The following is a 20,109-nucleotide window of genomic DNA, read 5'->3' as shown; positions in this document are numbered from 1 at the left end:
TATGTGGGAGGCACTTGAGTTTTAGGATTCAAGGGTCTCCCTCTTTTTTGTAGGAGGCGATTCTGTTGTCACAGTTCACCGATATCAGCCGCATTAACGTGTGCGGCGGCGACGGCGGAGCCGGATGCATGTCGTTTAGGCGCGAGGCATTTGTCCCCAAGGGCGGCCCCGATGGCGGCGACGGCGGTCGTGGCGGCAATGTCGTCATCCAGGCCGATGCTCAGCTGTCTTCGCTGATCGATTACCGCTTTAAGCATCACTTCCGCGCCGAGCGCGGCACGCACGGGCAGGGTGCCCGTCGTAACGGTAAGAGCGGCGAGGACCTGATTCTCAAGGTCCCTATGGGTACCGTGGTACGCGAGCTCGACCCCGAGACGCAGACCCCGATGTTCGAGATTGCCGACCTGGTGCACGACGGCGAGCGCGTCGTCGTGGCGCCCGGCGGTGCCGGCGGTCTGGGCAATACCCACTTTGTGACGTCGGTGCGTCGCGCTCCGGCCTTTGCCCAGCTCGGCGAGCCTGCCGAGGAACACTGGATCGAGCTCGAGATGAAGCTTATGGCCGATGCCGCGCTTGTGGGCTTTCCCTCGGTGGGTAAGTCATCGCTCATTGCGCGCATGAGTGCCGCCCGTCCCAAGATTGCCGACTACCCGTTTACCACGCTCGTGCCGAACCTCGGCATGGTGCGTGCCGGCGAATATTCTTACGTCGTTGCCGACGTCCCCGGTCTCATCGAGGGCGCGAGCGAGGGCAAGGGCCTGGGTCACCAGTTCCTGCGCCACATTGAGCGTACGGCCCTGATCATGCATGTCGTCGACATGACGGGCGGTTTTGAGGATCGCGATCCGGTTGAGGACTATCGCATCATCAACCGCGAGCTCGAGCAGTATGGCGCCGAGCTTTCGGAGCGCCCGCAGATCGTTGTCGCCAACAAGTGCGATGCGCCGGGCACGGCCGATAAGATTGCCGACCTCAAGCGCGCAGCGCTCGACGATGGCCATATGTTCTTTGCCGTGTCTGCCGTGACGGGCGCCGGTCTCAATACGTTGATGCTAGCCGTAGGTGAGCAGGTGGCCAAGCTCCGCGCCGAGTTGGCGGTCTCCGATGAGCCGGTCGACCTGCGCGACGATGAATGGGAGCGCCGTCGCCTGCAGCGAGAGAAGCGTTTCCGCATTGTCCAGGAAGAGCCCGGTGCCTTCCGCGTGGTCGGTCGTGCCATCGAGCGCATGGTCATTCAGACCGACTGGGAAAACGAAGAAGCCGTCATTTACCTGCAGCATAAGTTTGCGCGTATGGGTGTTGACGACGCGCTCGAGAAGGCCGGTTGTCGTGCGGGCGACGAGGTCCGCATTTGCCAGCGCGCCTTTGACTTTGAGGGCGCCGAGGACTTCTCGGAGTACGAGGAGCTCGAGGATGCTGGCGAGGACGTTGCCGTTGAAGCCATTGACGTGGCCGATGCTGCGGATGAGGGCGTCGAGGTTGTCAATGCGGCGGATGCCGCGGGCGATGCCGAGACCTCGGAGGGCGAGTAAGCCATGTCGCTGCGCGGTGGAATCGGTCTGCCCGAGCTTCCTCTAGAGGACGGGCAGGAGTTTAGGCTCGGCATTATGGGTGGCACCTTTGATCCCATTCATTACGGGCACCTGGTGACCGCCGAGCAGGCGCGCGAGTCCCTCGACTTGGACGCTGTGCTCTTTATGCCGGCGGGCTCTCCTGCTTTTAAGCTTGACAAGCCGGTGACGCCTGCCGAGGACCGTTATGCCATGACGGTCCTCGCCACCGCCGCGAACCCGGCCTTTTTGGCGAGTCGGTTCGAGATCGACCGTCCGGGCGTAACCTACACGGCCGATACGCTTCATGCCCTTCGCGACTTTTATCCGCCGCAGGTAAAGCTCTACTTTATTACGGGCGCCGACGCGATTATCGATATTGTTACCTGGCATGATGCCGACCGAATCGCCGAGCTTGCCACGTTCATTGCGGCGACGCGACCGGGCTTTGATATCGATACTGCTCGCGCGCGAATCAAAGAGTCGGGCCTGCCGTTTGACGTGCGCTATATCCAGATTCCGGCGCTGGCGATTAGCTCGACCAACATTCGTAAGCGAGTTGCCCGTGGCATGAGCGTGCGCTATCTTACGAGCGAGTCCGTTCTCGGCTATATTCGCAAACGCGGGTTGTATGCCGATCTGGGTCAAGAAGATTTTGAGTGATGGGGGTCTACGTTGTCGGTAGAGGATCAGTTTGAGGGCGATGAGCGCGCGCTCCTCAAGCGCATTCAAGAGCTGCTCGATGTGCGTATGAAAGATAAACGTAAGCGCTACGTGCATTCGCTCGGGGTTGCCGAGACTGCGCTGCATCTAGCCGAGGTATACGGTGTCGACCGCTTTGATGCCGCCGCCGCCGGCCTGATTCATGACTGGGACAAGGTGCTCTCCGACGACGAGCTGGTCACGCGCGCTCTGCATTACGGCATTAAGATTGCCGGCTCTCCGTCTGCCGCGACGCCGCTTTTGCATGGCCCGGTTGCCGCCTATGAGCTTCCGCAGCTTTTTCCCGAGCTGTCGCCGGCGGTCTTTCAGGCTGTCGACCGTCACACCGTGGGCGCCTGCGATATGACGCCGCTCGATATGGTGGTCTTTGTTGCCGATGCCATCGAACCCAACCGCCATGGTGATTATGCCCACGCGCTGCGCAAGATGGTGGGGGAGTCGACGCTTGACGAGTTGTTCTTCTCCTGTTTTGCGCAGGGTCTGGTCTACGTGATCCAGTCCGGGCGCTATCTTTATCCCACGGCTATTACGATTTACAACCATTACGCCCAGCTACGCTAGCTCGGGTGCGTCTAGAAAGAGGTATTCCATGGCCGACGAGACCATGACCGACGAGCAGATTCTTGAAGGTGTGGAGCACAAGAGCTTCGTTGCCACGTCCGACCGTACCGCCGCCTCGCTGTCCACGAGCGGTGTCGCCGCCGAGGATGTCGCCCGCGCCGCCGCGCAGGCTGCCTACGACAAGAAGGGCGAGGACGTTCAGGTGCTCGACCTGACTGAGCTCTCCGACGTGTGCGACTACTTTGTGCTCGCCACCGGTACCAACAACCGTCAGGTCGATTCTATCGTCGACGAGATCGAGGAGAAGGTCGCCGAGGCTTGCGGTGAGCACCCGTTCTCCATCGAGGGCCGCGAGCAGAAGACCTGGATGCTCATGGATTACGGTTCAGTCGTCGTCCACGTCTTCACCCCCGAGGCACGTGACTTCTACCGTCTCGAGAAGCTCTGGGGCGACGCCCCCCAGCTCCCCCTCAACCTCCTCTAGAGCTTTGCTTGGGCCAGGGCTTTTTTAGCTACCCTTATCCGTTTGCCGGGCAGTTGCACCATTTGCAGCTGCCCGGCTTTCTTTTGCCCAAAAGTAGCTAATTTGGGACGGGGCTTTTTTAGCTACCACCTACCGTTCGCCGAACAACGCGATTTGTCGCACCCAGTACGTTTTTTTCTGCTCTGGCTCGGGTAACGTAATTCTTGTCTGTAGAGGAGGGAATGCGTATGACTCGGACTGCGCGAGAAATCTCTGAATATGGCTTTTACCATGTCGTTCAAAAGGGGTGTGGTGGTCAGCTGATATTTGAGGATGAGGATGATCGACTCTATTTGATTCGGCTGATTGCTTCGAAATGCCAGAAGTTCAAAGTTGATGTCATCGCGTGGTGCCTTATGGATAACCATATTCATCTTCTGCTTGACGATGAGCATGCTCATCTGAGTGATTGCATGCATTCGATTACGACGGGGTATGCCATGTATTTCAATTCTAAGACAGGCAGAAAGGGTCCACTCTTCCAGGATCGATTTAAGAGCGTGCCGATTCTTGATGATGATCAGCTGCTCAGCTGCGTTCGTTACATTCACGATAACCCTGCGAAAGCCAGAATTGACACTGCTTCGCTCTATCGCTGGAGCAGCTTTAGCGAGTATATGGGCTATCCGGGTATTTGTAAGACTGATTGCGTGCTCGAGTTGCTCGGGAATTCCCAGAGGTTTTTTGCATTTAGTACCTCGGGCGAGCCCAATGGCTATTGCTTCCGTTATGGCGCTCACGTGAGTGATGCTGACGCGCTTGAGTTTGCGCAGGCGTTGCTCAAACCTTACGAGCCTCACCATCTCAAAGCTCTGCCAAAGGGCGTGCGTGATGACTGTATCCGCAAGCTCAAAAGCGAGGGCTTTTCGATCAAGCAGATCGTGCGCCTCACGGGCATCGGCCACTGCACGATTCAAAAAGTCAAAGTTGAAAAGTAGCTCATTTCAGGCGGGGTAATTTTGCTACGGCCACCAAACCGGGCATCCGGGGTAGTCAATTTGGGACGGGGCTATTTTAGCTACCCTTTGCCTGACGGTGAATGATTGTGGGCCGGGATGAAGTTCAACCGAGATATAGAGGTAGCTAAAATAGCCCCGTCCCAAATTGACTACCCATGCCGTGTCGGACGGAAGGCAGCAAAAAGCCCCGTCCAAAAAAGATTAGTTTTTGAAGCGGGATTGGCGGCCGAAGGAAAGGGCGGTGTCGCCGAATTTGTCTCGGACGGCGTCGATGGCGACCGAGAGGTCGCGACGGTCGCTGGATTGGGCTCCGCGGTCGTCGACTTCGCAGAACAGGTCGGTCTGGATGCCGCCCTGATGGTCGAAGTCGCTCATGCCGATGCCCGCCAGGCGCACATGCATGCCTTCCTGCCAGATGTTGTCGAGCAGCTCGAGCGCCACCGCTACAAAGATGTTCTCATCGTCGGTCGGATGCGTCAGCCGGCGCTGTGCCGTACGCCCGCTGCCATACGAATACTTAAGCTTGAGCGTTACCGTGGCACCCGTCAGCCCCTGACGGCGCAGACGGCGTCCCACTGACTCTCCCAACAGCGCAATCGCCGCTTCGATGTCCCCGCGCTCAGTCAAATCTTTCGCAAAGGTGCGTTCATTGCTGACCGACTTGACCTCGCGCTCTTCATCGAGACTTGTGACTTCGGAGATTTCGAGCCCCAGCGCACGTTGGCGCATGCGTTCGCCGTTGACGCCAAAAATAGAGGCCAAGGTGGATTCCGGTGCGCGTGACAGCTCGCCAAGCGTGTAGATGCGCATGCGGCGCAGCCGTTCCTCGGCCGAGCGTCCGATGCCGCTCATAGCAGATACCGGCAGCGCGGCCAAAAAGCGCTGCTCGGTTCCAGGGCGCACGATGGTCAGCCCAAACGGCTTGTCCCGCTCGCTTGCGATTTTTGCGACCGTCTTGTTGCAGCCCACGCCAATGGAGCAGGTCACCCCCAGCGCTGCCACGCGATCGCTGATGCGCTGCGCAACCAGCAGCGGGTCTTCGGGCGCAAAGCGACCCGGTGTGATATCGATAAAGGCTTCGTCGATGGATACGCGTTCAACGCGCGGGGTCTCGTCGGCGAGAATCGCCATGACCTGCGCGCTCACCTCGTGGTAGCGATCAAAGTGCCCGTGCGTCCAAATGGCTTGCGGGCACAGGCGCCGCGCCTCGGCCGAGGCCATGGCAGAGTGCACGCCAAAGCGACGCGCCTCATACGAACACGTGGACACGACGCCACGCGAATCGGCGTCTCCGCCCACGATGAGCGGCTTTCCGCGCCATTCGGGATGATCGAGCATTTCCACGCTCGCAAAAAACGCATCAAGGTCCATCAGGCCCACCGCCGGACCCGTCCAGGGAGGCGGCGTGACGCCCATGGCATCCTCATAACCGTATGTATGTTCGCGTCTTTCCATGTCATGAGTATACCGCGCAGCTCATGTGGGGTGCGTGTATGTGCTTGCAAATCCCGAATTCTTGTCTAAGATATGGATTTGCCCTCGACTACACCGAAGAAGTTGGTCTCACGGACTTCACCTGCCCGCGTCGATGGCGTATTATGTTCAACTGTTTGTTTGTAGTTGCAGCCTAAAGCTGCTTGGTTGGAGGAGTTTCCTTTGGCAGTCAAGATTCGCCTTGCTCGTCACGGCGCTAAGAAGCGTCCGTACTACCGTGTCGTCGTCGCCGATTCCCGCGCCCCGCGTGACGGTCGTATCATCGAGGAGGTTGGCCGCTACAACCCGATGACCGCCCCCAAGACCATCAACCTCGATCTCGAGAAGATCGCCGACTGGCAGTCCAAGGGCGCTCAGCTCACCGACGCCGTCGCCGCTCTGGTCAAGGCCGCCAACGAGGGCGAGAAGACCGAGACCGTCGTCAAGAAGTCCAAGAAGCAGCTCGCCAAAGAGGCCGAGGCCGCTAAGGCTGCCGCTGAGGCCGCTGAGGGCGCCGAGGAGTAAATCGTGCCTGAGGTTGACGCTGCACAGCTCGAGGGTGAGGCAATGCTCTCAGATCGCATCGCCGATCTCGTCGAATATCTCGTTGTTCAGATCGTCGACGACCCGGATTCCGTGAGCCTTGAGGTCATCGATGGTGACGACGCCTCTACGATTGAGGTTTCGGTCGCCGAGGATGACGTCGCTAAGGTCATCGGCCGTCGTGGCCGTACCATCAAGGCCATTCGCACGCTCGCCCGTGCACTGGCCGCTCGCCTCGACACTGCTGTCGAGGTAGAGGTTCTGGGCTAGGACCTTGAGGTTCCAGTACAAAAACATCGCCCGTGTTGTCAAGCCGCACGGAAGGAAGGGGGAAGTCCTCGCGCAGCCGCTGCGGGGGCTTCCTTCTGTATTAGAGCCGGGTATGCGCGTCGCCCTGACGCCGCCGGCGCTCAAGCGCGACCGCTTTTGCACGGTCGTGTCCGTCACCGATACGGGCGATGGCGATCTGGTCTCGTTTGAGGGCATTGACGACTTGACGGCCGCCGAGGGCATCACGGGATGCTACGTGCTGGCAAATCGTGACGATTTTGAGCTCGATTCGCTCGACGCTGCCTATACCGACCTGATGGGTCGCGAGGTGGTCGACGAGCGCTTCGGTTTGCTCGGCACGATCGTAGAGATCATGTCGACGCCCGCTAACGATGTTTGGGTTGTTGAGGGCGATCGGTACGGCGAGGTACTGATTCCCGTGATCGAGCAGGTCGTGCTCGATCTTCCCGACACAGGAACAATTTCCGTCCACGTTATGGACGGCCTGATCGATATGGACAAGTAGGGAGGACAACATGCTGATCGAGACCCTTTCGGTCTTTCCCGAGATGTTTGAGCCCGTCATGTCCACATCGATCTTGGGCCGCGCCCGCAAGGCCGGCCTTTTTGATTTTAAGGCGTATAACCTGCGCGACTGGACGCACGACCGCCATCGTACCGTCGATGACGAGCCGTACGGCGGCGGGCAGGGCATGCTCATGAAGGTCGAGCCTATTGCCGAGGCCATCGAGGCCATCAGCTCCGAGGGTCCCAAGCCCACCGTAGTGTTCTTCACCCCCTGTGGCGAGCCCTTTACGCAACATGTGGCCGAGCGCCTGCTCAAAAGTGAGCGCCTGCTGTTTGTGTGCAGCCGCTACGAGGGCGTCGACGAGCGTGCGTATGCGTATGCCGATGAGCGTCTGTCGATCGGCGACTACGTGCTTACGGGTGGCGAACTTCCCGCTATGGTCGTTGCCGATGCCGTCGTACGCCTGATTCCCGGCGCCCTGGGCGACGAGATGAGCAATGTGGACGAGTCGTTCTCGACCGCCGAGGACGGAGGCCTGCTCGAGTACGCGCAGTACACCCGTCCCGCCGAGTTCAACGGCGAGGGCGTGCCGCCGGTGCTTGTGAGCGGCGATCACGCCAAGGTCGATGTCTGGCGTCGCAAGAACGCCATCGAGCGCACCTGCCGCTGGCGTCCCGACTTGATCGAGACGGCGCGGCTCACGCCCGAGGAGCGCGCTTACGCGCAGGAGATTTTGGACGCTTCGTATTCGCAGAGCGAGGAGTGAGAATGGTTCCATCGCAGCATTCCGCGTTGAGGGGCGCTTTTGAGTGGATCGCGGTCATCGCGATCGCACTGGTCGCCACCTTCTTGATTCGCTCGTTTGTGGTCGAGCCCTTTGTGGTGCCCACCGGCTCCATGGAGTCCACGATCGAGATTGGCGACCAGATCCTGGCACAAAAGGTGAGCCTCGAGCTCGGTCAGCCCGTCAAGCAGGGCGATATCGTGGTGTTTCACAACCCCGATGGCACCTCCGAGCATGATGTTCTTGTCAAGCGTGTTATTGCCACGGCCGGCCAGACGGTCGACCTGCAGGATGGCAAGGTGGTCGTTGACGGCCAAGCGCTCGACGAGGACTATACGACGGGCATGAGCTGGCCACTTTCGGTCCAAGCACCCGGCACTCAGGTAAGCTATCCCTACACCGTTCCCGACGGGTGCGTGTGGGTGATGGGCGACAACCGCGAAAACTCTGCCGACTCACGCTACTTTGGTCCCGTCGATCGCTCTGATTTGATTGCTGTGGCACTCGTTCGCTACTGGCCGCTCAACCGCATCGGCGCTATCGACTAAAAACCGCTATAGTACAGTACCTAACCGTGTAATCGTTTCGACGAGGGGATATTAGAGGCATGAACGCTTCATCGCTTTCCTTCCAAGACATCATCCTGCGCCTCCAGCAGTACTGGGGCGAGCAGGGCTGCGTCATTATGCAGCCCTATGACTCCGAGGTCGGTGCCGGTACCTTCCATACCGCGACCACGCTGCGCTCGCTCGGTTCCGCCGAGTGGCGCACCTGCTATGCGCAGCCCTGCCGCCGTCCCGCCGACGGCCGCTACGGCGAGAACCCCAACCGCATGCAGCACTACTATCAGTTCCAGGTGCTCATCAAGCCTTCTCCGGTTAACGCCCAGGAGCTCTACCTGGGGTCTCTTGCCGCTATCGGTCTGGACCCCAACGACCATGACGTCCGCTTTGTCGAGGACGACTGGGAGAGCCCGACGCTCGGCGCCTGGGGTCTTGGCTGGGAGGTCTGGCTCAATGGCATGGAGGTCACGCAGTTTACGTACTTCCAGCAGGTGGGCGGCATCGAGGTTGACCCCGTGCCCGTCGAGATCACCTATGGCCTGGAGCGTATCGCCATGTACGCCCAGGGCGTTAACTCGGTCTACGACCTGGTGTGGAGCTACCTGCCCGACGGCACGCCCATGACCTATGGCGACGTGTTCCTCGAGAACGAGCGCGAGTTCAGTGCCTATAACTTTGAGGTCGCCAACGTCGAGATGATGCGTCAGAAGTTTGACGACTACGAGGCCGAGTGCCACTCCTGTCTGGAGCGCAAGCTGCCGCTGCCGGCGTACGACTGCGTCATGAAGTGCAGCCACGCCTTCAACCTGCTCGATGCCCGTGGCGCGCTGTCCGCGGTCGAGCGTGCCAACTACATCCTGCGCGTCCGCGCCGTCGCCAAGGCGTGCTGCGAGGCCTACATGGCCGAGGTCGCCGGAGTCAACGAGAATGCCGACCAGGAAGGCGAGGTGGCGTAAGCCATGGCAGACGCTAAGGATTTCCTGTTTGAGATCGGTACGGAGGAAATGCCCTCTGCACCGCTGAACAATGCCGTCAAGCAGCTTGGCACCATGATCGCCAAGGGTCTCGACGAGGCCGGTCTGGCCCACGGCGAGGTCCGCGTGATCTCGAGTCCGCGTCGCCTGGCTGCACTCGTTGCCGACGTCGCCACCGCGACCGATGAGGTTCACGAGGTCAAGCGTGGCCCCGCGGCCAACATTGCCTTCGACGCTGACGGTAACGCCACCAAGGCCGCCCAGGGCTTTGCCCGCAAGTGCGGTGTGGCTGCCGAGGACCTGGTCCGTCGCGAGGATACTGACGGTCGCGAGTATGTGTTCGCCGAGAAGAACATTCCCTCCGCTCCGGCTACGCCGATCCTGACGTCTCTGTGCGAGAAGACTATCGCCGGCCTGCAGTGGCCCAACTACCGCAGCCAGCGCTGGGGTCACGAGCATGCGACCTTTGTTCGTCCGGTCCGCTGGATCTGCTGCCTTCTGGGCGAGGACGTTGTGCCCGTGTCGTTTGCCGACGTGACGAGCGGCAACACCACGCGTGGTCATCGCGTGCTTGGCCCCGGTGACCATGTGGTCGCTAGCCCTGCCGTCTACGAGCAGGTGCTCGAGGATGCCGGCGTGCTTTCTGCCGAGCGCCGTCGTGAGGCCATCCTCGCCGGTATCGCCGAGGTCGAGGCCGCCCGTCCCGGCTGCCATGTCGATACGCCCAAGAAGGTCTTTGAGGAGGTTATTAACCTCTGCGAGTGGCCGACGGTGCTCGTCGGTACCTTCGATGAGGAGTTCCTCAAGGTCCCGCACGAGATTATCTGCGAGTCCATGCTCACCAACCAGCGCTACTTCCCGATCTATGACGGCGAGGGTAAGCTCACGCGTGAGTTCGTGGTCGTTTCCAACAGCAAGCCCGAGAATGCCGAGCGCGTGATCGACGGCAACGAGCGCGTTGTGCGTGCACGTCTGGACGATGCCAAGTTCTTCTACGAGGAGGACTTGAAGATCTCCCTCGACGAGTTCCGTGAGCGTCTGGCCAAGGTTGCCTTCCAAGAGAAGCTCGGTAGCGTGCTCGCCAAGTCCGAGCGCATCGAGCAGCTCGCGCTCGCTATTGCCCGTGAGGCACACCTGGGTGCTCACCTGGCAGCCGATGCCGCTCGCGCCGCGCACCTGTGCAAGGCCGACCTGGTATCCAACGCCGTCGTCGAGTTCACGAGCCAGCAGGGCGTGATGGGCGGTTATTACGCGACCGCGATGGGGGAGAACGACGAGGTCGCTCATGCTATTCGCGATCACTATCGTCCTCGCTTTGCCGGTGACGAGCTGCCCGAGGGCACCGCTGGCTGCATCGTGGCCTGCGCCGATAAGCTCGATACCATCGCCGGTATCTTTGCCATCGGCGAGCCCCCGACCGGCTCTTCGGACCCCTACGCGCTGCGTCGTGCCGCTATCGGCATCATCAACATCCTGCGCGACCGCTTGCCGATCGACCCCACGTCGCTCATCGACTTCGCCCTCGAGCTCTATAGCGAGCAGGGTATTGAGTTCGACGCTGCCAAGGTCGCCCAGCAGGTTCGCGACTTCTTCCATGGCCGCCTGGTGAGCATGGCCCGCGACGAAAAGATCCCGGCCGATACCGTTGCCGCCGTCTCCGCGGTGCATATCATCGCCCCGTCCGTCTTCTTCGCCCGCTGCGCCGCCCTCGACGAGGCCCGCAAGAACGACGCCGAGACCTTTGACAACCTTGCGACCGCCTATGCCCGCGCCGCACACATCTCCAAGCCCGAGCTGGGTGCGGAGTACGACCGCGGCCTGATGGGCGAGGCCGGGCTCGCGCTTGCCGATGCCTCCGAGGCTGCTCAGACCGCTGTCGATGCCGCCCTTGCTGCCGAGGATTACCCGGCCGCATTTGCCGCCCTTGCCGCCCTGCGCGCGCCCATCGACCGCTTCTTCGATGAGGTTATGGTCATGGACAAGGACGAGCAGCTCCGCGATAATCGCCTTAAGCTGCTCAACCGCTTCGAGGCCGTTTTCTCCGGCATCGCCAACATCGGTGAGCTTGCCCGCAAAAAGTAAGCCAGCCTGCGCATAAGCGCAAAAGGAGCCCCGCATGGATTGCCCGGTCACCGCTCGTCCCACCGTTATCGTTATCTCCGACTCGCTCGGTGATACCGCTTGTGAAGTGGTGCTTGCGGCGTCCGGGCAATTTGATGAAGGGGCTTTTCTTCTCTTGCGCCTGCCCAAGGTGACCTCGGTGGAGCAGGTGGAGTCGTTTGTGGGCCCGCGCGTCGATGCGGACCATCGCGATATTGCCGTGTTTCACACCATTGTCGATCCGGCGCTTCGCGCCCGCGTGCTCGATTACCTGGGTATGCTGCATATTCGTTCAGTCGACCTGATTGGCCCGACGCTTGCCGTGCTGTCGTCGCTCATCGGTGTGCCGCCCAAAGGCGTTGCGGGCGTGATTCACAGGACCGATGACCGCTATTTCCATCGTATCGAGGCCATGGAGTATTTCGTTGAGCACGATGACGGGCACGGCTGCGACGATCTGTCGGGAGCCGATATCGTGCTGCTGGGCGTATCGCGTACGTCCAAGACGCCGCTGTCGATGTATTTGGCCTATCAGGGCTACAAGGTCGCCAATGTCCCACTGGCGCATGGCATGGAGCCGCCCAAGTCGATTTACGAGGTCGACCCGATGCGCCTGTTCGGCCTGATTTCGACCGTCGATGTGATTTCCGAAATTCGCGATAGCCGCTTGGGCGATGACTACGCTCGTGCCGTTGCCGGCTCCTATGCCGAGCCTGAGAGCGTGCACAGCGAGCTCGATGAAGCCCGTGCGCTCATGAAGCGCCTAGGCTGCTTTGTGGTGCGTACCGACGGCAAGGCCATCGAAGAAAGCGCTGCCGAGATCATTAGCCACTTGGAGGAAATCCAAGAAGTCCGTGCCCGCCGCGCCGCCCGTCGAGCCCAGCAAAAGTAGCTAATTTGGGACGGGGTTTTAGCTACCCCGGCTGAAGTCGCGACCATTTTGGTCGATTGCCTGCGGGGGCAGCTAAAAAAGCCCCGTCCCAAATTAGCTACTTATGGTAAAGCGATTTAGCAAGAAACTAGCATTTGACCTGCAAGTTTGCTGCATTGGTATCTTCATAAGGTAACCACCTTTACCTACCGTTTACCGCCAGTTTTAGCACGTTTACCAAACCGCGCACCCTCTGCTCAAGCCTGCCCAAAACGCGCCGTATAGTTCCCTCACGGCCCGCATCCGGTGGGTCGATTCGTTACCACGGTCGTGCGCGTAAGTGCATGGAAGGGGAAGTATCGTGAGCGATTGCAAGAGGGTTTACCGTTTTGGAACCGACGCCCAGGGCACCTGTGTCACTGAGGGCGACAAGTCCATGAACTTCGTGCTTGGCGGCAAGGGCGCAAACCTTGCCGAGATGAGCCGCATCGGCCTGCCGGTTCCCGGTGGCTTTACCATTACCTGCCAGACTTGCGTCGAGTACTCCGGTGCCGGCAACGTGTGGCCCGGGGGCGCACTCGATGAGATCGTTGCTGCCGAGGCGGACCTCGAGGCCCGCTGCGGCAAGAAGCTCGGCGACGCCTCCGATCCGCTGCTCGTGTCGGTTCGCTCGGGCGCTCCGTTCTCCATGCCCGGTATGATGGACACGGTCCTCAACTTGGGCCTCAATGACGATTCCGTCCAGGGCCTCATCGCGCAGACGCAGAACCCGCGTTTTGCCTGGGATAGCTACCGCCGCTTTATCCAGATGTTTTCCAATGTCGTCATGGGCGTTGATGCCGACCTGTTCGAGAACGCGCTGACCCAGGCCCGCCTGGTTGCCGGCGTTCGCGTCGATTCCGAGCTTTCGGCCGAGGATCTGCAGGAACTCGTCGAGACCTTTAAGGGCATCTTCTCCGAGAACGTCGAGGCTGCCCTGTATCCCGAGCTCGAGGTCGCTGACGGCAAGCCCGTCTTCCCGCACGACCCGGAGCTTCAGCTACGCCTTGCCATCCAGGCCGTCTTTGGCAGCTGGATGAACGAGCGTGCGTGCATCTACCGCAAGCAGCATGGTATTTCCGACGAGCTCGGTACCGCCGTCAACGTCCAGGCCATGGCCTTTGGCAACAAGGGCGAGACCTCTGCGACCGGCGTCGCCTTTACGCGCAACCCGGCCGACGGCACCAAGGAGTTCTACGGCGATTTTCTGGTTAACGCCCAGGGCGAGGACGTCGTCGCCGGTATCCGCAACACCGAGCCCATTGCCGACCTCAAGACCACCCCGGGCCTCGAGTCCGCAGGTGAGGAGCTCGAGCGCGTGTTCCTGACGCTCGAGGATCATTATCGCGATATGTGCGATATCGAGTTCACCATCGAGCAGGGCAAGCTCTGGATGCTCCAGACCCGCGTGGGCAAGCGCACCGCCACCGCCGCCCTGCGCATCGCCATCGAAATGGTCGAGGAAGGCCTGATCACCCGCGAAGAGGCCGTGAGCCGCATCGATCCCGCGCAACTCGACCAGCTCCTTCACCCGCAGTTCAACGCCTCCAAGAAGTACGAGGCTCTCGCCAGCGGTCTTAATGCCAGCCCCGGTGCCGCCGTGGGCGAGGTTGTGTTCTCGAGTGATGACGCCGTCGCGCGCGCCAACGAGGGCCACAAGGTCATTCTGGTTCGTTGGGAGACCAACCCCGACGACCTGAAGGGTATGGTTGCCGCCGAAGGCATTCTGACCAGCCACGGTGGAAAGACGAGTCATGCCGCCGTTATCGCTCGCGGCATGGGTACGCCCTGCGTCTGCGGCGTTGAGCGCTTCCATATCGACGCTGCTGAGAAGGTCGTGCGTATCGAGGGCAGCGACCGCGTACTGCACGAGGGCGATGTCATCTCCATCGACGGCACCCAGGGCATCGTCGTCGACGGTCCCGTCGACCTGGTCTCCGCCGAGCTTACCGGCGACCTGGACACCATCCTGTCCTGGGCCGACGAGATTCGCCTGGACGAGACCTGCGGCCATGCCAACCATGTGCGCGTCAACGCCGACAACCCCGAGGATGCCGAGCTCGCCCTCGAGTTTGGTGCCGAGGCCATTGGCCTATGCCGCACCGAGCACATGTTCCTGGGCGATCGCAAGAACATTATCCAGAGCTTCATTCTGTCCGATGATGAAGCCGTGAAGCAGCAGGCCCTGGCCGACCTGCTCAAGGTTCAGACCGAGGACTTCCTGGCGATGTTCAAGACCATGTCCGGTCGCGATGTGGTCGTCCGCCTGCTCGATCCGCCGCTTCATGAGTTCCTGGATAATCCTCGCGAGCTCGAGGTCGCCATCACCAAGAAGGAAGCCGCTGGCGCCAGCGAGAAAGAGCTTGCCGTCCTGCGCGCCCGCTTGCGTCGTATCGACGGCATGGTCGAGTCCAACCCGATGCTCGGCCTACGGGGCGTGCGCCTGTCCGTCGTCTTTGGCGATCTGCCGCTCATGCAGGTTCGCGCCGTCGCCACGGCTGCTGCCCACCTTATCAAGGAGGGCGTCGACCCGCGCCCCGAGATCATGGTTCCGCTTGTTTCCATCACGGCCGAGCATGTCCAGACCCGCGAGGTTATCGAACGCGTGATCGCCGAGGTTTCTGACGAAGAGGGCGTCGAGCTCAATATTCCCGTGGGCACGATGCTCGAGCTGCCGCGCGCCTGCATGGTCGCTGACGAGATCGCCCATTACGCAGACTTCTTCTGTTTTGGCACCAACGACCTCACCCAGACGACCTTCGGTTTCTCGCGTGACGACGCCGAGGCTAAGTTCATCCCGCTGTACATGCATAAGAAGATCTTGAAGGACAATCCCTTCGAGACCATCGACGCGGCGGTGCTCGAGCTGGTGCGCATGGCTGTCGAGAAGGGCCGCGCCACCAACCCGGGCATGCACTTTGGCGTGTGCGGCGAGCACGGCGGCGACCCCAAGTCCATCAAGGGCCTGTTTAACGTGGCCGACGTGGACTACGTGTCCTGCTCGCCCTACCGCGTGCCCCTCGCACGCCTGGCTGCCGCTCAGGCCAAGCTCGAGGCCAAGCGTTCCGCCTAACGTTTTGGGTTTAGACGCCTAGCGTAGCCCCCCCCTTCATGCCGCCCGTCTCATTCGTGAGACGGGCGGTTGTCATGTGCGGGTTTTGTCTTTTTGTCTGCGTAAAAAATTGTTCTTGCAGCAGAAACCCGCGCGTGTATACTCGAATACGTTTGTTCAACTACGTGCCGGCCAAGGTGGTACGGCACCTCTAGAAGAGTAAGGAATTGCACATGGATTACATCCGCGCAATCGAGCGTCAGCAGATCCGCGAGGACATTCCTCAGGTTCGCGTCGCCGACAACGTCAAGGTTCACTACCGCATTAAGGAAGGCGACCGCGAGCGCATCCAGGTCTTCCAGGGCGACGTCATCCGCATGGCCGGCGCCGGTGCCCGCGAGACCTTCACCGTCCGCAAGATGTCCTTCGGTGTCGGTGTTGAGCGTACCTTCCCGCTTCACAGCCCCAAGATCGCCAAGCTCGAGGTCGTTCGTCATGGTCGCGTCCGTCGCGCCAAGCTGTACTACCTCCGCGACAAGGTGGGCAAGGCTGCTCGCATCCCCGAGAAGCGCTAAGAAGATCGCAGCGTCTGTCCACTCGTTTGGACACAAGGGTCACCTTCGGGTGGCCCTTCTTTTTATCTGATTTGCATGCAAGGAGGGCCTGGTATGGCCAACATGACGAGCTCGGTTTCGGCATCGCAGGTTGCCGGAGAGCTGGCGAGCGCAACGTTTGAGGAGATCCCCGCCCTCGTGGAGCATTATCGCGAGGACCCGCGCCAGCAGGTGATCAAGGCTTGCGAGCGTGCTCTTAAGCGCCATGCCAAGGAACTTGCCGAGCGCGAGCGCGTCAATGACATGTACGAGCTTATGCATGAGCTTGGCGGTGATGGTGTGGTCGTTGGTGTCGACGAGGTGGGTCGCGGATCGGTGGCCGGTCCTTTGACGGTATGCGCCGTCTGCCTTCCTATGGAGCCGCGCGTCTGGGGCATCAACGATTCCAAAAAGCTCACGCCTGCGCGCCGCGAGCTGCTCTCTGTGAAGATTGCCGAGGTGGCGACGGCGATCGGTTTTTGCCATATCGCGCCTAAGGATATCGATGAGATGGGCATGGCCCGTGCTATCCGTACCGCCGTTGCGGGCGCCGTGGCCGATACGGGGCTTGAACCCGACTGCGTCCTCATGGATGGCAACCCCTTGGGCGCCGTTCCCAACGAGCGCGATGTGGTGAAGGGCGATGCCAAGATCGCCTGCATCGCCGCGGCGTCCATCATGGCCAAGGTCACGCGTGACGAGATGATGGTCGAGTACGACGCCGAGTATCCCGAGTACCATCTGGCCGAGTCGAAGGGCTATGCGAGCCCCGAGCACATCGAGGCCATTCGCAAACGTGGACTTTGTCCGCTGCACCGCGTGAGCTTTTGCGGAAACTTTCTGCAGACTGAGCGCCTTTTCTAGGTCAATTGTGGAGACAGGGACCTCTGGGGTTTTATAAACCTGCTGGTAGCGGGCCGTGTGCAACAGCATTGCTGCGTACGGCCCTTTTTTTGACGGCATTTGGTCAGCTTTTGGTTTGCTTCCTGTACTTACCCGCATGAAAGGTGCCCTCATCATCGGGGCAATGCAGTGTGCGGGAAAGGAGACCCCATGAGTGCCGCAAGCAAAAAGAGCAAGACGCAGCAGCTCAAGGAGCGTTGGGAAAACGGCGAGCTCGACTGCGGGGCGATGACGCCCGAGTTTATCAAGGGACTCAGTCCCCGTGAGCTGGGCATGCTGGGCGAGCTGACCACCATCGACTACTTTAACGAGCGCGGCTACACCTTGCTGGAGCAGGGTTATCGTTGTACCGAGGGCGAGGCCGATCTGGTGCTGCTCGATGAGCTTGACGATGTCGTGGTGATGGCCGAGGTCAAGACCAGGCGCGTCGCCCTGGATTGCACCACGAGGGTCTTTCCGGAGGAGGCCGTGGATGCCCAAAAGCAGCGTCGGTATCGCCGTATCGCAAGTTGCTATCTCATGGAGCACTATCCGCTCAAGGCGATCCGCTTCGATGCAGTGGGTGTCACCATTCGCGGCGGGCATATCGCCGAGATCGAGCATCAGTACAACGCGTTCGATTGGCAGGTGTCGTGATGGCGTTCGAGACGTTTGCCGTTCACGCGGCCTGCATCCGCGGCGTCGAGGCGATTCACGTCACGGTCGAGGTCTCGCTTGCCGGCGGCGTTCCGGGCATTCAGATGCTCGGCATCCCGAGTATGGAGGTGATGGAGTCACGTGGTCGTATTCGCTGTGCGATGCGCTCGGCCGGCTTTGAGATCCCGCGCTCGGGCATTACGGTCAATCTGGCGCCCGGCGATATTCGCAAGACCGGTAGCGGCTTTGATCTGCCCATCGCCATCGCGGTTCTAGCGGCCGATGGTCAGATTCCCCGCGACAACCTCGATCGTTGTCTTATCGCCGGCGAGCTCGGCTTGGACGGCACGGTGCTTCCTGTCAAAGGCGAGGTGGCGTTTCAGCTATTGGCTCGCGACATGGGGCTGTCTTTTATCGCCGGCAGGTCCGACCAGCATGTGCCACTCGCGGGCGTGGATTGCGGCTTTATCGACCATCTGTCTCAGCTTGCTTACGGCATGGGCGATGCCGCACGGCACTACTTGGATTCCGAGGGTGTCGAGGCGACCTTTGAGCCCGAGCTCGACTATGCAGACGTGCTGGGGCAGGAAGTCGCTAAACGCGGCATGGCGCTTGCGGCGGCAGGAGAACTCGGCTTGCTCATGATCGGGTCTCCGGGATCGGGCAAGACGATGCTCGCACGCCGTATGACCGGCATCCTGCCCGAGCTTTCCGTTGAGGATCAGCAGGAGGCGCTTTGCATCCATTCGGTTTTGGGTGAGAACATTGATGGCTTGTTGGCGGGGCACCGCCCCTTCCGCAGTCCCCACCACAGTATTTCGACCGCGGGCCTTATCGGCGGCGGGCGCCCGGTGCACCCGGGTGAGATCAGCCTTGCTCATGGCGGCGTGCTCTTTTTGGACGAGCTTGCCGAGTTTCCCACTGGCGTGTTGCAGACGCTGCGTCAGCCCATCGAGCGCGGCTACGTGAGGATCGTACGCGTCGACGGGGCTTTTACCTTCCCGTCGCGCTTTCAGCTGCTGGCTGCGAGCAATCCCTGCCCCTGCGGCTTTTTGGGCGATCGCGAGGTGCCGTGTCGCTGCTCGGCGGCGATGGTCGAGCGCTATCGGTCTAAACTGCGCGGTCCTTTGGCCGACCGTATCGACATGATGATTGATGTGACCCGTCCCGACCCTCAAGTGATTATCGAGGGTGCGGAGGGTATGTCGTCGGCCGAGTTACGTGACTACGTTGTGCGCGGTCGCGCCTTTCGAGCCTGGCGCGAGTCCCGTATGGACGATGCGGATGCCGAGGTCGAGGATGACGAGACGCGGTCCATTGACGGCGTCGTTTCGACCTTTGAGCTCGATGATGCGGCGGAGAAGTGTGTGCTCGGTCTGTCCAAACGCACGCATCTCACAGGGCGTGGCATCGTGCGCCTGGTTCGCATTGCGCGTACGATCGCAGATGTCGCCGAGAGCGAGCAAGTGACGCAGGACCACGTGCTCGAGGCGGCGATGTACCAGGGAAGGAGGGACCAATGATGGCCGAGGGGACATTCGAGCTGCATCCAGGTGATGCGTTGTATCCCGAGACCGTTTTGGAGCTTTCTGATATACCCCAGACGCTTTATGTGCGCGGCAACCCCGAGGTGCTTTCGACGCCCGCGCTCTCCATCATCGGCGCGCGCAAGGCCTCGCCGTATGGTCTTGCCGTGGCAGAGCTTGCGGCGAAGGTGGCGGTTGAGGCGGGAGTGACGGTTGTTTCGGGCGGCGCGGTCGGTTGTGACCAGGCCTCGGGTTGGGCTGCGGTCAACGCCGGCGGCAAACACGTCGTGGTGCTGGGGACGGGCGCCGACGTGGTCTACCCGCGTTCGAGCGCGGGGCTGATTACTCGCACGCTCGATACGGGTGGCGCGGTCGTGTCGATCTCTCCGTGGGGCATGGGTCCGCGCAAGTTTGCCTTTCCGCGCCGCAATCGCGTGATCGCGGCCCTGTCGCAAGCCCTCTTTGTTTCCGAGGCGGGTATGCCTTCCGGGACGTTTTCTACAGCCGAGGCTGCTATGGATTTGGGGCGCGAACTTCTTGCCGTGCCGGGGTCGATCCTATCGCCCGAGTCGCGTGGCACGAATTACCTCATTGCGAACGGTGCCTGCTGCATCGTCGACGAGGAATCTATCGAGATGGCTATCTCACGCATCTACGGAACCCTGCGCTACTCGCGCCCCGATGCTCCCGGCATTGCCGACCTGGATCCAACGCAGCAGACCGTGATGCATGCGCTCATCGCCTCTCCGCTCAAGGTCGACGACATCGCGGCGCTCGTCTCGCTCGATGCTGTCGGCGTACTCAAACTCTTGGGTTCGCTTGAACTCGAGGGCCTTATCGAGCGCATGATGGATGGAAGGTATGCGCCCTCCAAGTTTGCCCTTCACGCCCAGACACCCTTCGGTCACAATGGAAAACGTGTCAATTAGAAAGGTGT

General features: G+C 60.9%; 20 protein-coding genes. 19 read left to right on the top strand and 1 reads right to left on the bottom strand.

The window, feature by feature from the left end:
- Positions 1-65 precede the first annotated feature (65 nt).
- The 5 genes from obgE (at position 66) to PMX21_RS02180 (ending at position 4,295) form a co-directional block, all read left to right on the top strand.
- On the top strand, positions 66-1,532 hold the full coding sequence (gene obgE, locus PMX21_RS02200) for a GTPase ObgE (protein WP_271757771.1): 1,467 nt from the start codon (positions 66-68) through the stop codon (positions 1,530-1,532).
- A gap of 3 nt (positions 1,533-1,535) precedes the next feature.
- Positions 1,536-2,213, top strand: a complete 678-nt coding sequence (nadD, locus tag PMX21_RS02195; RefSeq protein WP_271757770.1) for a nicotinate-nucleotide adenylyltransferase — start codon at positions 1,536-1,538, stop codon at positions 2,211-2,213.
- 87 nt (positions 2,214-2,300) lie between these two features.
- The gene (gene yqeK / locus PMX21_RS02190; protein ID WP_193221482.1) at positions 2,301-2,834 is read left to right on the top strand and encodes a bis(5'-nucleosyl)-tetraphosphatase (symmetrical) YqeK; all 534 of its coding nucleotides are present in this window, start codon (positions 2,301-2,303) and stop codon (positions 2,832-2,834) included.
- Positions 2,835-2,862: 28 nt separating this feature from the next.
- Positions 2,863-3,318, top strand: a complete 456-nt coding sequence (rsfS, locus tag PMX21_RS02185) for a ribosome silencing factor (RefSeq protein WP_117629161.1) — start codon at positions 2,863-2,865, stop codon at positions 3,316-3,318.
- A 227-nt stretch (positions 3,319-3,545) separates the two neighbouring features.
- Positions 3,546-4,295: a transposase gene (locus PMX21_RS02180; RefSeq protein ID WP_271757767.1), complete on the top strand. Its 750-nt coding sequence runs from the start codon at positions 3,546-3,548 to the stop codon at positions 4,293-4,295.
- A gap of 222 nt (positions 4,296-4,517) precedes the next feature.
- On the opposite strand, the gene dinB is transcribed toward PMX21_RS02180, so the two are convergent.
- Entirely contained in the window at positions 4,518-5,771 is a 1,254-nt protein-coding gene (gene dinB / locus PMX21_RS02175; RefSeq protein ID WP_271757764.1) for a DNA polymerase IV, read from the bottom strand.
- A 201-nt stretch (positions 5,772-5,972) separates the two neighbouring features.
- Between dinB and rpsP the strand changes: the two genes are divergently transcribed.
- From rpsP to PMX21_RS02105, 14 genes are all read left to right on the top strand, one after another.
- Positions 5,973-6,314 (top strand): 30S ribosomal protein S16, encoded by a 342-nt coding sequence (rpsP, locus tag PMX21_RS02170; RefSeq protein WP_022094749.1) that lies wholly within the window; start codon positions 5,973-5,975, stop codon positions 6,312-6,314.
- Positions 6,315-6,356: 42 nt separating this feature from the next.
- On the top strand, positions 6,357-6,602 hold the full coding sequence (locus tag PMX21_RS02165; protein WP_171021534.1) for a KH domain-containing protein: 246 nt from the start codon (positions 6,357-6,359) through the stop codon (positions 6,600-6,602).
- 4 nt (positions 6,603-6,606) lie between these two features.
- On the top strand, positions 6,607-7,128 hold the full coding sequence (gene rimM, locus PMX21_RS02160; RefSeq protein ID WP_271757760.1) for a ribosome maturation factor RimM: 522 nt from the start codon (positions 6,607-6,609) through the stop codon (positions 7,126-7,128).
- A 10-nt stretch (positions 7,129-7,138) separates the two neighbouring features.
- On the top strand, positions 7,139-7,897 hold the full coding sequence (trmD, locus tag PMX21_RS02155; protein ID WP_271757757.1) for a tRNA (guanosine(37)-N1)-methyltransferase TrmD: 759 nt from the start codon (positions 7,139-7,141) through the stop codon (positions 7,895-7,897).
- A 2-nt stretch (positions 7,898-7,899) separates the two neighbouring features.
- Positions 7,900-8,463, top strand: coding sequence for a signal peptidase I (gene lepB, locus PMX21_RS02150; protein WP_271757755.1), 564 nt, complete (start codon positions 7,900-7,902; stop codon positions 8,461-8,463).
- A 59-nt stretch (positions 8,464-8,522) separates the two neighbouring features.
- Positions 8,523-9,434, top strand: a complete 912-nt coding sequence (locus tag PMX21_RS02145) for a glycine--tRNA ligase subunit alpha (protein WP_271757752.1) — start codon at positions 8,523-8,525, stop codon at positions 9,432-9,434.
- Between the two features lie 3 nt (positions 9,435-9,437).
- Positions 9,438-11,534: a glycine--tRNA ligase subunit beta gene (glyS, locus tag PMX21_RS02140; protein WP_271757750.1), complete on the top strand. Its 2,097-nt coding sequence runs from the start codon at positions 9,438-9,440 to the stop codon at positions 11,532-11,534.
- Between the two features lie 34 nt (positions 11,535-11,568).
- Positions 11,569-12,444, top strand: a complete 876-nt coding sequence (locus PMX21_RS02135) for a pyruvate, water dikinase regulatory protein (RefSeq protein WP_271757747.1) — start codon at positions 11,569-11,571, stop codon at positions 12,442-12,444.
- A 340-nt stretch (positions 12,445-12,784) separates the two neighbouring features.
- A complete protein-coding gene (gene ppdK / locus PMX21_RS02130; protein WP_271757744.1) occupies positions 12,785-15,535 on the top strand; it encodes a pyruvate, phosphate dikinase in 2,751 nt (916 codons plus the stop codon).
- 212 nt (positions 15,536-15,747) lie between these two features.
- Positions 15,748-16,089 carry a 50S ribosomal protein L19 gene (gene rplS, locus PMX21_RS02125; RefSeq protein WP_006236098.1) on the top strand — a complete coding sequence of 114 codons (342 nt, stop codon included), beginning with the start codon at positions 15,748-15,750 and terminating at the stop codon, positions 16,087-16,089.
- Positions 16,090-16,182: 93 nt separating this feature from the next.
- Entirely contained in the window at positions 16,183-16,971 is a 789-nt protein-coding gene (locus PMX21_RS02120) for a ribonuclease HII (RefSeq protein WP_271757741.1), read from the top strand.
- Positions 16,972-17,160: 189 nt separating this feature from the next.
- Positions 17,161-17,646 carry a YraN family protein gene (locus PMX21_RS02115; RefSeq protein ID WP_271757738.1) on the top strand — a complete coding sequence of 162 codons (486 nt, stop codon included), beginning with the start codon at positions 17,161-17,163 and terminating at the stop codon, positions 17,644-17,646.
- A complete protein-coding gene (locus PMX21_RS02110; RefSeq protein WP_271757735.1) occupies positions 17,646-19,169 on the top strand; it encodes a YifB family Mg chelatase-like AAA ATPase in 1,524 nt (507 codons plus the stop codon). The genes PMX21_RS02115 and PMX21_RS02110 overlap by 1 nt, the downstream gene beginning before the upstream one ends.
- Positions 19,169-20,101: a DNA-processing protein DprA gene (locus PMX21_RS02105; protein WP_271757733.1), complete on the top strand. Its 933-nt coding sequence runs from the start codon at positions 19,169-19,171 to the stop codon at positions 20,099-20,101. The genes PMX21_RS02110 and PMX21_RS02105 overlap by 1 nt, the downstream gene beginning before the upstream one ends.
- The last annotated feature ends 8 nt before the right edge of the window (positions 20,102-20,109 follow it).

Origin of the sequence: Collinsella aerofaciens (assembly GCF_028209885.1) — a bacterium.
In the GTDB taxonomy this organism is placed as follows: Bacteria; Actinomycetota; Coriobacteriia; order Coriobacteriales; family Coriobacteriaceae; genus Collinsella; species Collinsella aerofaciens_BA.
Note: the sequence above shows the minus strand (reverse complement) of the source record. Positions and strands in the feature narration are given on the sequence as shown.

Excerpts from the sequence above, each read along its gene's own strand:
- nadD (WP_271757770.1), top strand. The coding sequence starts at position 1,536 with ATGTCGCTGCGCGGTGGAATCGGTCTGCCCGAGCTTCCTCTAGAGGAC.
- yqeK (WP_193221482.1), top strand. The coding sequence starts at position 2,301 with ATGAAAGATAAACGTAAGCGCTACGTGCATTCGCTCGGGGTTGCCGAG.
- rsfS (WP_117629161.1), top strand. The coding sequence starts at position 2,863 with ATGGCCGACGAGACCATGACCGACGAGCAGATTCTTGAAGGTGTGGAG.
- PMX21_RS02180 (WP_271757767.1), top strand. The coding sequence starts at position 3,546 with ATGACTCGGACTGCGCGAGAAATCTCTGAATATGGCTTTTACCATGTC.
- dinB (WP_271757764.1), bottom strand. The coding sequence starts at position 5,771 with ATGGAAAGACGCGAACATACATACGGTTATGAGGATGCCATGGGCGTC.
- PMX21_RS02165 (WP_171021534.1), top strand. The coding sequence starts at position 6,357 with ATGCTCTCAGATCGCATCGCCGATCTCGTCGAATATCTCGTTGTTCAG.
- trmD (WP_271757757.1), top strand. The coding sequence starts at position 7,139 with ATGCTGATCGAGACCCTTTCGGTCTTTCCCGAGATGTTTGAGCCCGTC.
- lepB (WP_271757755.1), top strand. The coding sequence starts at position 7,900 with ATGGTTCCATCGCAGCATTCCGCGTTGAGGGGCGCTTTTGAGTGGATC.
- PMX21_RS02145 (WP_271757752.1), top strand. The coding sequence starts at position 8,523 with ATGAACGCTTCATCGCTTTCCTTCCAAGACATCATCCTGCGCCTCCAG.
- glyS (WP_271757750.1), top strand. The coding sequence starts at position 9,438 with ATGGCAGACGCTAAGGATTTCCTGTTTGAGATCGGTACGGAGGAAATG.
- PMX21_RS02135 (WP_271757747.1), top strand. The coding sequence starts at position 11,569 with ATGGATTGCCCGGTCACCGCTCGTCCCACCGTTATCGTTATCTCCGAC.
- rplS (WP_006236098.1), top strand. The coding sequence starts at position 15,748 with ATGGATTACATCCGCGCAATCGAGCGTCAGCAGATCCGCGAGGACATT.
- PMX21_RS02120 (WP_271757741.1), top strand. The coding sequence starts at position 16,183 with ATGGCCAACATGACGAGCTCGGTTTCGGCATCGCAGGTTGCCGGAGAG.
- PMX21_RS02115 (WP_271757738.1), top strand. The coding sequence starts at position 17,161 with ATGAGTGCCGCAAGCAAAAAGAGCAAGACGCAGCAGCTCAAGGAGCGT.
- PMX21_RS02110 (WP_271757735.1), top strand. The coding sequence starts at position 17,646 with ATGGCGTTCGAGACGTTTGCCGTTCACGCGGCCTGCATCCGCGGCGTC.
- PMX21_RS02105 (WP_271757733.1), top strand. The coding sequence starts at position 19,169 with ATGGCCGAGGGGACATTCGAGCTGCATCCAGGTGATGCGTTGTATCCC.